The organism is Cryptobacterium curtum DSM 15641, assembly GCF_000023845.1.
Taxonomy (GTDB): Bacteria; Actinomycetota; Coriobacteriia; order Coriobacteriales; family Eggerthellaceae; genus Cryptobacterium; species Cryptobacterium curtum.
In genome coordinates, this window is the sequence record NC_013170.1 from 188,033 (window position 1) to 202,711 (window position 14,679).

A 14,679-nucleotide genomic window follows, 5' to 3' on the forward strand; every position below is an offset into this window, starting at 1 on the left:
TCTTTGCGTCATAAGACGGGTATGTATCCGTCTGTGCAATTTCGCTGTGATGTTTCATGGCAACCCGATCTTGCAACGTATGGCAAGCTATTCCTGTGCTGATGTGGGCGAAAGGCATCCATGGATCTCGTCAATATCATTATTGGTTTATTGCATGATCCGCGCGCTGCTATAGCAGGATGGATTGTGGCATTGGGGCCAGTACTCGTGTACTCGCCTTTGTTCTTGATTGTCTTTATCGAAACGGGCGTTGTAGTGTTCCCGTTTCTTCCGGGAGACAGTCTTTTGTTCGCTGCAGGGGTATTTTCCGCCGATGGGGGCGGGCTCAACATTGCAGCGACGCTTATCGTGTTCTATGCGGCAGCCATTTTGGGCAATACGAGCAACTACTGGATAGCGCGCTTTTTTGGAAGTCGTATTATCGATTCGGGCAAGGTGCGCGCACTTACTCCCGAGCGCATGGCAAAGCTTGATCATTTCTTCGCGCGCTATGGGGGGCTAACCATTGTCATTACGCGTTTCATGCCCTTTTTCCGCACGTTTGCTCCGTTCGTGGCTGGTACTGGCCACATGAATTTTGGTCGCTTTACGCTCTTCAATGTTATTGGGGGTACTGCTTGGGTCAGTCTGTTTGTGCTGACGGGGTACTTCTTTGGGGGCATTTCTCTTGTGCAGGATCATTTCGAAGTTATCGTATTGGGCATCGTCGGCATTTCGGTGCTTCCCGCTTTTATTAGTGCAGTAAAGACAGCGCTTTCGTCGCGCGCAAGCAAAAAGTCTTCGGCTGAGCACCCTATTCACCCATCGCAGAATTCGGAAGGAAAGTGACGTTATGGCAGAGGCGCTGTATCGCAAGTACCGCCCACAGGTCTTCGGTGACGTGGTAGGCCAAGAGCATATTGAACGGACACTAAAAAATGCCATTGAGCAGGATAAAGTCAGTCATGCATACCTTTTCTGTGGGCCGCGCGGTACCGGTAAAACCACGATGGCACGCCTTTTGGCCAAGGCCCTTTTGTGCGAAAAGGGACCAACATCCGAACCAGACGGCAGCTGTCGCGAGTGCCAAGAGATTGCCGAGGGTGTTCACCCCGATGTGTACGAGCTCGATGCGGCAAGCCGTACGGGGGTAGAAAACGTTCGTGAGGAAATTATCGGCCGGGTGAACTTTGCTCCTACGCGCGGCAAGGCAAAGATTTACATTATCGACGAAGTGCATATGCTCTCGATCGCTGCCTTCAACGCGCTGTTGAAAACGCTCGAAGAGCCGCCTGCTCATGTGGTATTTATCCTCTGTACCACCGATCCTCAGAAAGTGCCAGAGACGATCCATTCACGTTGTCAGCGCTTCGACTTCCATCGTCTTTCTAACGAAGAAATTGTCTCGCGCCTGGGTGCTGTGTGCGTAGCCGAAAATGTCGAGTTTGAAGGAGAAGCCCTTGATCTGATTGCACATCGTGCTGATGGGGGTATGCGTAATGCCCTTACTGCTCTTGAACAGCTTATTGCATTCGGCGAAGGTAAGGTGACCGTTGCGGGAGCTGAAGATTTACTTGGGTCACTTGATTCATCTGACCTTGCCGAAATTATGGCTGCTGTCGGCGTACGGGATGCCGCGGCGTGCTTTAGCTGGGTTGCTTCCTATGTTGAAACCGGGGCTGACCTTGCTCAATTTACACGTGATATGGCTCAGCAGGTGCGCAACTTGTATGTAATGTCTTTGGCAGGTACCGATGCTGCACTCGATGTCACCGATGCTGAAAGACGCGAGCTCGCTTCAGAGCTGAAGCTGTTTGGACCCAATCGATTGACTCACTTACTCAGTATTCTTGGTGAGCTTTCGTCCGAATTGCGTACGGCATCGAATCAGCGATTGGCGTTTGAGATTGCGCTTACGCGTATGATTCGTCCAGAATCTGATTTGACGCTTGAAGCGCTTGCTGCGCGAATTGAAACACTCGAGGAGCAACTGGCACAGAGTAAACAACCAGCACAGAGCACACCTTCGCAAAGGGAGGCTGTAGCGCAGTCGGAGAGTGCAGCTGGCATTCCTGTTCAGGCTTCTGCTCATGTCCCCCCAGTGGGGGCGTCTCAGCCAGCTCAGCCTGTTCCTGTAGTGGTACCGCAATCGCCTGCAGCTACTTCAGTGGCCGCAGCCAATCCGTCTACACCTGCGGTGTCGCAGACGTCAGTTCCAGTGCAAGGAGCTGTTCAAGCTTCTATGCCCGCAAGCCAGTCGAGTGCAACAACAGCAACGCAATCTCCTACGCCAGCAACTCAGTCAAACTCACCGGTAGTCCAGCCGACCGCTTCGGTTGAAACTGCTGCTGGCGAAACCGCTGAAATCATCAGCAATCCAGCCGCCCTACAACGTGTATGGCGCCAGGTTGTTTCAATAGTGAAGCGCGAAAAGGTTTCTTACGGAGTGCTTCTTGTTAATGCCAGTGTACAGGTGCAAGCAGGAGGTCAAGGAGTCGCCATCTTGTTCCCAGCGGATAATCCTCTTGCCTTCAGTATGGCGCAAAAACCTGAAGTAAAAGAGGTACTTGAAGGGGCATTTCGCCAGGCAATCGGGAAAGACATTCCGCTTGCGCTGAAACAGAAACCCTCGTCGACCACCCAAGGAGCAGCTTCAGGGGAACCGTTGGAACGTTCCCCATTGGATTCCTCTGCGAATGTCACTTCTTCTGTCGAGTCGGCTCCTTCTGCGCCGCCATCAGCATCCGCATCAGTTGGATCGCTCTCGATGCAACAGAAGTCAACAACGCCTCCACTCTCACCAATACAGGCGGCAGCCGCTGCTGCGCGCGCTCGTGCTCGTGAGGCGGCTGCGGCAGCTGCGAAGGGAACGGCAGGAGAAGCTGCTGCTTCTCTATCGACCGTACAACCTGCCAAATCCGCTGAATTAATTACTTCTGCATCAATGGTTGTTCAGCCTACAGAGCGCACTGCTCCTGTACCAACAGCTGCGCAACCTGCTGAATCTGCAACGGTTCTTTCCCAATCAACTGAATCAACCGCATCAGCAACTGCACAAATTTCTTCGGTGTCGAATGCTGCAGACCAAGAAGCCGATGCGTCAACGGTACCACCAGCGCCAACAACATTTATTGAACATGCACAACGCGCTCTTGCCGAGGCACAGCGCCGCGCGCAAGGCCTGCCACCGAGCGCTGCATTCACCCGCGAGTCAGTTGCGGCAGCCGATATGCCGCGCACGGCTTCTAATGCTGTCTCCAATACCGCGTCTAATACGGCTTCCAGCAAGACCGCTCGTGCTACATCTCAACAATCAACAGCGAATAGCGGGGCGCACCAGCAGGAGAGCAGTGGCCCCGATCAAGGCCGCAGCGGTAACCAACAACAATCCCACTCAGATGTAGCAGCCCCGCAGTCTTTACAAAACGGGATGCCCCAGCAGCCTTCAGAAGATGAATCCAGCCAACAATCTTCAGCAGACCAGGCGGATAAATTGAGTAAAATGCTATCCGACACAATGGGTCTTTCTATTGCGTTTGAAGAAGTAGATGAATAGATTGCAGCAGGCAAAATGCAGCAAGTAAGAAACTAAAGGAGCTTTCCCATGGATATGAAGAAGATGATGCGCCAGGCTCAGAAGATGCAGGCGCAACTTGCAGCTGCTCAGGATGAAATCAAAGACATGACCTACGAAGCGTCTGCTGGCGGCGGTATGGTTAAGGCAACTGTCACGGGCGAAATGACGCTTCAGTCCATTTCAATTGATCCGGTTGCCGTGGATCCTGATGACACTGAAATGCTGCAAGATATGGTTTTAGCTGCGGTAAACGAAGCGCTTCGCGGCATGGCCGACCTCAGCAACACCCGTTTGAATGCTGTGACTGGCGGCATGAACCTTCCGGGTTTTTAATCACAGCACGTACAGTGTAGAGGTAACGTACTTATGTATTCAGCCCCCTCTATTCAGACGTTACTCGACGAATTCGCGCGTTTGCCGGGTATTGGTCCCAAATCAGCACAGCGCATGGTGTACTGGATCCTCAATTCCGATCGCGCCTCTGCCGAGCGGTTGTCTCGCGCGATCATGGAAGTAAAGGACACCGTGCATTTTTGTTCACGGTGCTTCAATTACGCTGAAGGTGATTTGTGCGAGATCTGCGCATCGCCTAAGCGTGACCAGGGAATTATCTGCGTGGTTTCAGAGCCGCGGGACATTCCGCCTATCGAACGTACTGCTGCGTTTATGGGGGTGTACCATGTTTTAGGAGGAGCCCTATCTCCCCTAGAGGGTATAGGCCCCGATCAACTACATATTAACGAACTTATGCGTCGCCTGTCCGACCCCCAGGTAACCGAGGTTATCCTTGCCACTAATCCCAACGTCGAAGGGGAGACAACCGCCAGCTATCTGGCTCGTCTTATTCGCCCGTTGAATATTAAGGTAACGCGTCTTGCAAGTGGTTTGCCCGTGGGTGGCGATCTCGAATTCGCTGATGAGGTAACCCTTTCGCGTGCAATAGAAAGCCGTCGGGTCATATAGACGCGCTCAGCGGTGGGATCAGCGGGGCAGCTCCATAAGGGAAAGGTTCACATATGGTTGCAGAGAATCCGCTTTTCTCATTTACCAAAGAGGAAGCTGCATTTTTACGCGAAGGGCAAGCTGAAGCTCAAAAGGCACTCAGTCCGGTAGCAACACGCGATAGCGAAGCTATTTACGAGCGTCCCGATACGGTTGACGACGATGACGCACTATTACGCCCGGCGTTCACACGTGATGTTGATCGTATCTTAAATAACGCGTTCTATAATCGCTGTATGGATAAAACGCAGGTATTTCCGTTTTATCGCAACGATGATCTGACACGTCGATCATTTCATCTCCAGTTGGTGGCACATATTTCTCGCAAGATTTCATCTGCGCTGCGGCTTAATGGCGCACTCACAGAAGCTATTGCACTTGGGCATGATATGGGGCATACCCCGTTTGGACATGGGGGCGAACGGGTGCTTTCCGACCTCTATCACGCACGAACTGGTCGTTACTTCAATCACAATGTTCACAGTGTGCGTCTGCTGCGCACTATCGCGGGGCGTAATCTTTCGTTGCAGACACTTAACGGCATTCTGTGTCATTGCGGTGAAAAGGCGTTTGCGCGCTACGAACCAGCTGCTTGCGATACGTTTGCTGAACTTGATACGTTAATGGAAAAATGCTCGACTGAAGCTGGCGCCAGTCAGACGCTGCGTCCTTCGACGTTAGAAGGGTGTGTTGTGCGCATCTGCGATATGCTTGCTTATCTGGGAAAAGATCGGCAGGATGCCCTGACGGTTAAGGTGTTTTCCGACGACGACTATCCGCTTTTCAATAGTGTTATTGGGACAACCAATCGAGAAATTATTCATAACGTGAGCGTTAACCTCATAAAAAATAGTATGGGGCACAACTATCTTTCTCTCGACGACGAAGTGTTCTCGTCGCTAGTGGAAGCCAAAGAACGTAACGCGCGCGAGATCTATGCCTCTCCTGCCGCTCACGAGCGTCTCGATCAGTTGATCGCTCCTATGATGAAGCGATTGTATGAGCAATGTATCGACGATTTGAAGGCTGGCCGTGAAGAGTCGCCCATTTTCCGGCATCATCTCAATGCGTGGATGATGCGCAATCGCGATGATTATCGCAATGAAGAAACTGATGACGATAAGGTTGTTGATTATCTTGCAAGCATGACCGATGAGTACTTTATCGCGCTTTATAACTATCTCTATCCGCGCGAAGCAGTTTCGGAAGAGGATCTGTACATTCCGTACTTCTCGCATTAGGAAACGAGTTTCATTAAGAAACGAGTTGAGATGAAATCCCCCGGAGGATACGTTGATTCATCCGGGGGATTTCTGCTGCAGATACGCAGCTTCCCTCCTCAGCAATGATGCCTTAAAGCCCCTCTCAGTAAGGCAAACCCCTTGCCTTGAAAGCACTGCTATTATAGCTGTTTCTCTTATCCAAAAAAGATGAATGGAGCAGACGAACTATTCCGATAATGCTACTATCCTAGTAGCCAATTGCGTCTGTTTATATCTGATTGATCGATTATGATAAAAAAGTGAATAATAAAGAACGTTTCGCATAAAATAATGACTATTGACAAGTTAAAATAATCTGATTTGTAGAATAATACCAGGTAAATAAGATGCTTTTATACAAATTTACTACAATATATCTGTATATTTCATTATTCCATCATATTTACCGTTCCGTTCATACGAATTTTACTACCGTTTACCGAAAAGTATCCTCAATAAAATTTTCATAATTGCCTTTTCTCGTTTGCTGCGTAGAGTAGGGAACAGTGAGTGCTGCATCGGCTCTCGCCGGTGTAGTTTGCCCCCCTAATTTGCATGAGTTTCATGCGAGAAAGCGAGGATCTGATCATGACCGGAGTCAACGTTAAGAGCGAGATCGGCCCGCTCAAGAAGGTCATCCTTCACCGGCCCGGCAAGGAGCTATTAAACCTCACCCCTGACACACTTGAGCGTCTGTTATTTGACGACATCCCGTTTCTGCGGGTAGCCCAAGACGAACATGACGCATTCGCACAGGTTTTGCGCGATGAGGGCGTTGAGGTTGTCTACCTTGAGGACCTCATGGCAGATGTCATTCGTGACAATCCTGCTCTGCGCGATGAGTTTATTGCTCAGTGGACCCAAGAGGCTGGTATTCATACCGAAAAGTGGCAAGGTATTATTCGTGATTACCTCAATAGCGAATATGCCGATCCTAAGGCATTGGTTGAAAAGACCATGGAAGGCATCAATTTAGCCGAACTTGATGTCGATCGCTCCGGCAGCCTTATTGACTTGGTATCAAGCCCCACCAAGATGGTGGTCGACCCTATGCCAAACCTGTACTTCACCCGTGATCCCTTTGCTATGGTGGGCACGGGGGTAACTGTACATCGTATGTATTCGGTTACCCGCAATCGTGAGACCCTCTATGGTCAGTACATCTTTGACAATCATCCTGATTTCAAGGGCACACCGCTTTACTATCGTCGTGATTGGGCCTTCCACATTGAAGGCGGAGACGTTTTGAACTTGAACTCTCATGTATTGGCTGTTGGCATCTCTCAGCGTACCGAACCTGATGCTATTGACACGCTCGCTCGTGGCATCTTTGCCGATGAGACGAGCTCCATTGACACGATCCTTGCCTTTGATATTCCCAACTCTCGTGCGTTTATGCATCTCGATACGGTGTTCACACAGATCGACCGTGACAAGTTCACGATCCATCCGGGTATCTTAGGGCCCTTGACCGTCTTTGAACTTACTCCTGCCGCAGGCGGAGAAGTATCCGTTAAGCGTCTCGATAGTGACCTTGAGAGCATCTTGGCTAAGTATGTTGGCTGCCCGGTTAAGCTTTTGCAGTGCGGTGCGGGCGATCGTATTGCTGCAGAGCGTGAGCAGTGGAACGACGGCTCAAATACCCTGTGCATCCGTCCGGGTACTATTGCGGTCTATGAGCGCAACGAGGTAACCAACGATTTTCTCTACAAGCAGGGCCTTGAGCTGAAGGTCGTGCCCTCAGCTGAGCTCTCCCGCGGTCGTGGTGGCCCACGCTGCATGAGCATGCCCGCTTGGCGCGAGGATATCTAAGATGCACCTCCTCAAGTGGGCACTTCTCTTGAAAGACGTGCTCACTTGGGGTATTTTCTTTGACACGATGTCTTCTTTCTCTCGCGCAAGAGGGGAAGGCTCGTCGCCACCCGGGCTGCCTGCGTGACGTTGTTTCGGATGTGCTTCGGATGAGCCGCGTGACACAGGCAGGTAAAGGGAAAGCCCGAGTGGTTTATAAACCTTATAGCAAGGAGGAAATTTCATGGCAGAAAAGGTCAAAGGCGTAGGCCTGTTCGGTCTCATCGGCCTGGTCGTGAGCTCCTGTATCGGTTCTGGTGTATTTGCCTTAACCGGTCAGCTGGCTAATGTGGCAGCTCCTGGTTCAGCGCTCGTCGCATGGCTTATTTGCGGCGCTGGCTTCCTGTTCTTGGCGCTGTCTTTAGCCAATCTGGGCGCAAAACGTCCTGACATTGACGGCATCTACCAGTATGCAACCGCTGGTTTTGGTCCCTTCTCGGGCTTTTTGTCTGGCTGGGGCTACTGGCTGTCTGCATGGTTGGGTAACGTTGGTTTTGCCACCATGGTGGCACAGGTATTCGGCAGCTTGATGCCGGGCGTATTCGCTACCGAGACTGGTGATCCTAACATCGCCGCAATCGTATGCGTGTCTGTGTTCCTGTGGCTGCTCACGTTCTTGGTTATTAACGGTGTGGAAAGTGCAGCGTTCTTGAACGCTATCGTCATGGTAGTAAAGATCGCTTCTATTTTGCTGTTTATCTTGTTCGCCATCTTTACATTCAAAGCTGGTATCTTCACTGAAGACTTCTGGGGCACCATGGGTCGCAATGCGACTGTCATGATGGTTTCAGACGGTGAAGTTGAACTGGGAGATGTAAGCACTCAGGTAACCAACTGCATCTTGATCATGATGTGGGTATTCATCGGTATTGAGGGCGCGACAGTTATGTCGAAGCGCGCCGAAAAGAAATCCGATGTTGGTAAAGCCACAATTATTGGTCTTATCGTTCTGTTGGTGCTCTACATTGGCGCTTCAGTACTTCCGTATGGCGTTATGCCTTACGAAGAGCTCGTTGCAGCTCCTAAGCCTGCAACTATTACGGTTTTCGAAGCTATGGCTCCCGGTTGGGGTGGTACGTTTATTTCCGTCGCCATCATTATTTCAGTGCTCGGTTCATGGCTGTCCTTCACCATGCTGCCGGCCGAAACGTCCTCGGGCATGTCTGAGGATCACCTACTGCCCGCTTCTTGGAACAAGATGAACTCTAAGAATGCACCGCGCATGGCTCTGATCATCGTTGCTGCTTGCACGCAGGTCTTTTTGATTATTGCGTTTACTGCGGAGGATGCATACACTTTTGCTATTAGCATGTGTACTGTTACCATTGCTATTACCTGGGCATTTGCTGCTGCATACCAAGTTAAGTATGCATTGCAGAACCACGAGACGAGTCAGCTGATCTTCGGTATCATTGCTCTATTGTTCCAGGTTGTAGGTGTGCTGTTTACCGGTTGGGGCTTCCTGCTCTTGGCTTGCTTGGGCTACATTCCGGGCTTCTTCTTCTACAGCCAAGGCCGCAAGGAAGGTGGAATCACCGCTATTTCTGGCAGCGAGAAGATTGCCATGGTGATCATCTCTCTGCTGGGTGTGATTTCTATCCCATTGACTGCAGTAGGTATTATTCCGGTGTTCTAGTTGCACAGAGTGCATTGAAGCTCGAACAAAATCCTGCTTTACTTGAAGGAAGCAGGATCGTTTAAGGAAAAGGGACGGCTTGCGCGAGCCGTCCCTTTTCCTATACAGAGAGAAAAGAGGATCGCAATGGAGATCAAGACTATCGGCGTTGAGGCCTTTTTAAACGATTACGAACATGATGCCGTATGGGATATCGCACAAAGTACCATTGCGAGTCTCGAGATGAGTGAAATACTTAAGCTTGATGGTAAAGATGGAGAAACATTTTACGAGCAATTGAATAAGCAAGAAATGAATTACGGCTGGATTGAGGGTTCGGCAGATTTCAAAAATGAGGTTTCAAAGCTCTATAAGAATGTTGATCCAGCTAATGTGTTGCAGATGAATGGAGCTACTGGCGCAAACCTTAACGTCATTATGGCGCTCGTGAGTCCTGGTGACCATGTAATTGCCGAATACCCTACGTATCAACCGCTCTACGACTTGCCGGCCGCCTTGGGAGCCGAAGTGGAGCATTGGGTTATTCACGAGGAAGATGGCTGGCAGCCGCGCATTGATGATTTGAAGCAACTTGTTCGCCCCGATACTAAGCTTATCTGTATTAACAATGCCAGCAATCCGTTAGGCACGGTTATTCCTACTGATCTGCTTGGTGAGATTGTCGAAATTGCGCGGTCAGTTGGTGCTTGGATCCTCTGTGACGAGGCGTTTTATCCACTTGAGAACCCTGAAGTGTGTACAAGCATTGTTGACATGTACGAAAAAGGAGTTGCTACAAATACGGTCAGTAAAGACTACAGCGTGCCGGCGGCACGTGTTGGCTGGACGGTTTGCAACAAGGAGCTTGCCGATAAGCTGCGTGTTCTGCGTGATTACACGATGATCTGCAGTGGTGTATTTAACGATGCGCTTGCCACCTATGTTTTGCGTCATCGCGACAAGATTATTGAGCGCAATGTGTCTATCATTCAGAAGAATCGTGCCATTGTTAACGAATGGATAGCGGATGAACCGCGTGTTTCATGGATTCCTCCTAAAGGTGTTTCGGTCAGCTATATTCGCCTTGATATTCCTGAAGATGATGAAAAATTCTGCCTCGATTTATTGCATGACGAGGGAGTTCTACTTGTTCCGGGAAGCCGTTTTGAATTGCCGCGCGGCGCGCGCCTTGGCTATTGTGCGAACGAAGATATACTGCATGGCGGTCTTGATCGCCTGTCGAAGTATCTTAAAAAGTACGATTAGGCGTCATGGTGATTTCACCCAGAAGTACCTTATTTACTTGTAAAGCATGATACCGTTCGACAGAATATGAGCATGGTACAACGAGGTTCAAAGGAATCATCTCGCACAGCTCGGGGTGAATACGATCGGTATAGCCGCTCCTCGCGCGAACGCACGCAAGGAGCTTCTCGGTCGCGGGGACGACATACCAGCGATGCTGCGGCATCGCTATCTCGGCGTGGTGAAAAGAGTACTTATTCGCGTCGCGATGGCTCTGCGCGCTATTCGCAGCAGATGCATCGAAAGCGTCGGTTTAGTCGCATTATTAAGCGAACGCTCATTACACTGGTGTCTTTGCTAGTCGTTGGTGCTATTGGAGCGTTCGCTTACATGAACTACTTAAATGGCAATCTTGCGCGTGGTTTGGGCGGGCTATCGAATGTGCTCGTTAAGCCTTCATCAAACAGTCAGCCCTTCTACATGCTTCTGTGTGGAACCGATCAGTCCATTCAACGCGACAAGGACCAGAGTACTGGTGGTACCTACCGTACCGATTCGATGATTTTGGCACGTATTGACCCGTCATCAAAAACGGTAACGCTCATATCGCTTCCACGCGATACGAAGGTTGAGCTTGCGGGTCATGGGATACAGAAACTCAATGCTGCCTATGCATTTGGTGGGTCTGAGCTAGCAGTTTCCACAGTAGCTAAGATATCGGGTGTCGATATCTCACATTTTGCGCTGGTTGATATGGATGGTCTCAAAGAAGTTATCGATGCACTCGGTGGCATCGAGGTTGACGTGCCTATCGACATTAACGATCCCGATGCGGGTGGTCATTTAAGTGCGGGGTCGCAGACATTGACCGGTGAACAAGCGCTCATCTTGTGTCGCAGTCGTCATGCGTATGATTCCTATGGTGATGGCGATGCCTATCGTGCGGCTGACCAGCGCCTGGTGCTGCAAGCGATTGCCAAAAAGCTGCTTTCAAGCGATCCGGTAACTATCGCCAATACGGTTACGAAGCTTTCCGACTACGTCCAGACCGATATGTCCGTTACTGACATTGCAGGCCTTGCGCAATCTATGCAGGGACTCGACACTGAAAATAACCTGTATACCGCTTCGATGCCAACCGAATCGGTATACGAGAATAAGACGTGGTACGAAGAAATTGTTACTGACGCCTGGAAGGCCATGATGGCTCGCGTTGATGAAGGGCTATCTCCTACCGATTCAACTGAGATTGATAAAAATACGGGAGTGGTGCTTTCCAATGCGGGTTCATCGGAAGGCTCATCGTCTTCGTCAGGGGGCACCTCTTCGGTGGCTTCGGCAGACAATAAGGGCGGTACGGTCGTGGTGCGTAATGGGTCGGGTAAGGCTGGCGTTGCATCAAAGGTCGCCGACAAGATTAAAGCTGCTGGGTATTCAGTATCCGATACTGGTAATGCCGATACGTTTAATTACAAGAGCACCATGGTGGTGTATTCGGACTCTGCCAATGCACAGGAAGCAGAAGATATAGCGCAGGTTGTGGGTGGCGGAGCAATTGCGAAGATGAACAACGGATCCTACTCGATGAAGGGCGACTTCCTCGTTGTGATTGGGTCGTCGTATTCAGGCTAGGGTCCCTTATCTGTCTCTCAGAATAGATAGATATGTCATGATGAGGCCATCGTATGGGAGGCACTCTATTGAACCAGTTCGCCGCAATAGTTGAGTTGCATGACACGGTTAGCGTATATATCAAGGGGTAGCTTAATTGCTAACCGATTGTACACGCACTATGTTTTGGATGTTTCAAAGTAAGTTGAGCTATCTACATGTAGAAATGGCATCGCACATTAGTGGAAATCCTACTTATGATACGGCTCGTGTCGCAAGATTTTGCAAGCGCGATAGAGCTGTTCAAATAAGACCACCCGCGCGAGATTATGTGGCAGGGTAATAGGACCAAAGCTTATTCGCTCATTTGCTGCGGTGCGTACGCAGTTGGATACTCCTTCGCTTCCGCCAATAATAAAGGCGACATGCGAAATCCCGTGTACTGCCAGCTTATCGAGCTGAGCGGCAATATCTTCACTTGAGCGAGGTACTCCCTTGATGTCGAGCAGGATTGTATACACTTCGCCTGATAGCGATTCAATCACTGCGAGGATTGCATTACCCTCTTTTTCGGGAGTGCTATCAGGTAATTCCCGTACGCAGAGATTCACGTAACTCCCAAGGCGCTTCTGATATTCAGCGCAAGCATTGCGCCAAAATTGTTCTTTAAGCTTACCAGGTGCAATAACAGTAATTTTGAGCATAGTTTCTAGCTTTTCTTCGTGGGCGATATGAGGGCATCATAGCACGGCAAATACTAAAGATCGCACGCATGAGACCAGGTAGATGTGAACATGCGGTCAAGCAGGGAGCGGGTATTGGCGGCGGGCAAGAAACCAGCCAGTGGATGAGAGACCAGACGAAGGGCAGACATAGGTAATGAATGTGAAACTGAGTAGGTTGCAGCGAATGCATAAGATTGCGCGGTCAAGTGGGCGGTTAACACAGGCAGAGGGCATGAGATGCTTGTGTTTCGGTTGAGATACCTTGCAATGTTCGCTGTCAAGTGCCCTTGAATCGCATAGGATATGCAAAGGCTCAGAAATAACCAGAAAGGGAACAGCATGTCCCTCCCAACACCCAAAGCAAATGCCATGGCCGATAATCGCACAACGATGGAACTCGGTGCCGTGCTTCCAGCGACTGCTACCGTGCAGGATACCCACCTCTTTATTGGGGGCGTTGATATGGTCGAGCTTGCCCATCAGCAGGGTACGGCTCTGTATGTCTATGACGAAGAAGACCTGCGGGAACGTATGCGTGCCTATCGGTCTTCCTTCAATCGTCTTCACCCCAATTCAGAGGTTATCTATGCAAGCAAAGCGTTCTTAAATAAGGCGATGGCGCGCATAGCAGCCGAAGAGGGTATGAGCCTTGATGTATCGGGCGGTGGCGAACTTGCCATTGCACGGGCGGCGGGGTTTCCGGCCGATCGTGTATATGTGCATGGCAATAACAAAACCCCCGAAGAGCTTGAAGAAGCTATTACAGCTGGTGTGAAGTGCATTGTTATCGATAGTCGTATCGAGCTGGCGCGCGTATCGCAGATCGCCGAGCGCCACGGCATCACCCAAGATGTGTTTATGCGCATTACTCCTGGGGTCGAAGCAGATACGCATGAGTACATTCGCACCGGTATGGAGGATTCCAAGTTTGGCTTTACGATGCGCGATGACTTCGCCTTCAAATGTATAGATGATGTGCTCGCTGCATCTCATGTTCGCTTGGCAGGCATTCATATGCACATTGGATCACAGATATTTGCCCTGCATTCTTATCGCGAAGCAGTAGCTGTTGCGGTCGATTTTATTGCGCGCATTAAGAAAACGTATGACTATACCATTGACGTGCTCGATGTGGGCGGCGGGGTTGGTATTGCCTATCAGGCAAGTGATCAGCCAGCATCCATTGAAGAATTTGCCACGTTAGTATGCGAATCAGTCGACGAAGAATGTGCAAAAGCGGGTATTGAAAACCTCCGCATTCTCTGCGAACCAGGTCGCAGCATCGCTGCCATTCCAGGTGTGACTTTATATACCGTTGGCATTTTGAAGACGCTGCCAGGCATTCGTAAGTATGTTGCTGTTGATGGGGGCATGTCCGACAACATTCGCACGGCGCTCTATCATGCCGATTTTGAAGCGGTACTGGCCAATAAAGCTGACCAGCCACGCACTGAAGTGGTTACCCTTTGCGGCAAACACTGTGAAAGTGGCGATGCTGTGGTGTTGGATGGCTCGCTGCAGCATCCCGAACTGGGTGATATTGTCTGTGTCTTTGGTACGGGTGCCTATTGTCAAAGCATGTCGAGCAACTATAACGGGCAAGTGCGCCCAGCAGTGGTATTCGTGCGTGATGGTGTTGCTCGTGTGGTTACCCGTCGGCAAACCTATGCCGACCTGGTAGCATGCGATATCGACTAAGATAGGCTTACCGTATGGAAGCTTATAGTGCGCACCATTTCGCGTTTTAGAACAAACGAGAACGCGGAACAAGCAGGAACAGGCGTGCCGACTACAGGTGAGGCTATTGGCGCC

The 14,679-nt window shown here is 50.3% G+C and carries 11 protein-coding genes; 10 read left to right on the forward strand and 1 reads right to left on the reverse strand.

Going from position 1 to position 14,679, the window contains the following annotated elements; all coding sequences use genetic code 11:
• Positions 1-120: 120 nt before the first annotated feature.
• The 9 genes from CCUR_RS00760 to CCUR_RS00800 all read left to right on the forward strand — a co-directional run bounded on the left by CCUR_RS00760 (position 121) and on the right by CCUR_RS00800 (position 12,163).
• Complete coding sequence (locus tag CCUR_RS00760) at positions 121-828, forward strand: VTT domain-containing protein (protein WP_012802577.1); 708 nt, start codon at positions 121-123, stop codon at positions 826-828.
• 4 nt (positions 829-832) lie between these two features.
• On the forward strand, positions 833-3,535 hold the full coding sequence (dnaX, locus tag CCUR_RS07120) for a DNA polymerase III subunit gamma/tau (protein ID WP_012802578.1): 2,703 nt from the start codon (positions 833-835) through the stop codon (positions 3,533-3,535).
• Between the two features lie 48 nt (positions 3,536-3,583).
• The gene (locus tag CCUR_RS00770) at positions 3,584-3,889 is read left to right on the forward strand and encodes a YbaB/EbfC family nucleoid-associated protein (protein WP_012802579.1); all 306 of its coding nucleotides are present in this window, start codon (positions 3,584-3,586) and stop codon (positions 3,887-3,889) included.
• A 33-nt stretch (positions 3,890-3,922) separates the two neighbouring features.
• Positions 3,923-4,519, forward strand: a complete 597-nt coding sequence (gene recR / locus CCUR_RS00775; RefSeq protein ID WP_012802580.1) for a recombination mediator RecR — start codon at positions 3,923-3,925, stop codon at positions 4,517-4,519.
• A 53-nt stretch (positions 4,520-4,572) separates the two neighbouring features.
• Complete coding sequence (locus tag CCUR_RS00780; protein ID WP_012802581.1) at positions 4,573-5,799, forward strand: deoxyguanosinetriphosphate triphosphohydrolase family protein; 1,227 nt, start codon at positions 4,573-4,575, stop codon at positions 5,797-5,799.
• 609 nt (positions 5,800-6,408) lie between these two features.
• On the forward strand, positions 6,409-7,632 hold the full coding sequence (locus CCUR_RS00785) for an arginine deiminase (protein WP_012802582.1): 1,224 nt from the start codon (positions 6,409-6,411) through the stop codon (positions 7,630-7,632).
• 223 nt (positions 7,633-7,855) lie between these two features.
• Positions 7,856-9,307 (forward strand): basic amino acid/polyamine antiporter, encoded by a 1,452-nt coding sequence (locus CCUR_RS00790; protein WP_012802583.1) that lies wholly within the window; start codon positions 7,856-7,858, stop codon positions 9,305-9,307.
• Between the two features lie 126 nt (positions 9,308-9,433).
• On the forward strand, positions 9,434-10,552 hold the full coding sequence (locus CCUR_RS00795; RefSeq protein WP_012802584.1) for an aminotransferase: 1,119 nt from the start codon (positions 9,434-9,436) through the stop codon (positions 10,550-10,552).
• A gap of 72 nt (positions 10,553-10,624) precedes the next feature.
• Positions 10,625-12,163 (forward strand): LCP family protein, encoded by a 1,539-nt coding sequence (locus CCUR_RS00800; RefSeq protein ID WP_012802585.1) that lies wholly within the window; start codon positions 10,625-10,627, stop codon positions 12,161-12,163.
• Positions 12,164-12,393: 230 nt separating this feature from the next.
• Here the strand turns inward: CCUR_RS00800 and CCUR_RS00805 are convergent, their stop codons facing one another.
• On the reverse strand, positions 12,394-12,846 hold the full coding sequence (locus tag CCUR_RS00805) for a 23S rRNA (pseudouridine(1915)-N(3))-methyltransferase RlmH (RefSeq protein ID WP_012802586.1): 453 nt from the start codon (positions 12,844-12,846) through the stop codon (positions 12,394-12,396).
• 360 nt (positions 12,847-13,206) lie between these two features.
• Here CCUR_RS00805 and lysA point away from each other — a divergent pair, with 360 nt between their 5' ends.
• Positions 13,207-14,565 carry a diaminopimelate decarboxylase gene (gene lysA, locus CCUR_RS00810; protein WP_012802587.1) on the forward strand — a complete coding sequence of 453 codons (1,359 nt, stop codon included), beginning with the start codon at positions 13,207-13,209 and terminating at the stop codon, positions 14,563-14,565.
• The last annotated feature ends 114 nt before the right edge of the window (positions 14,566-14,679 follow it).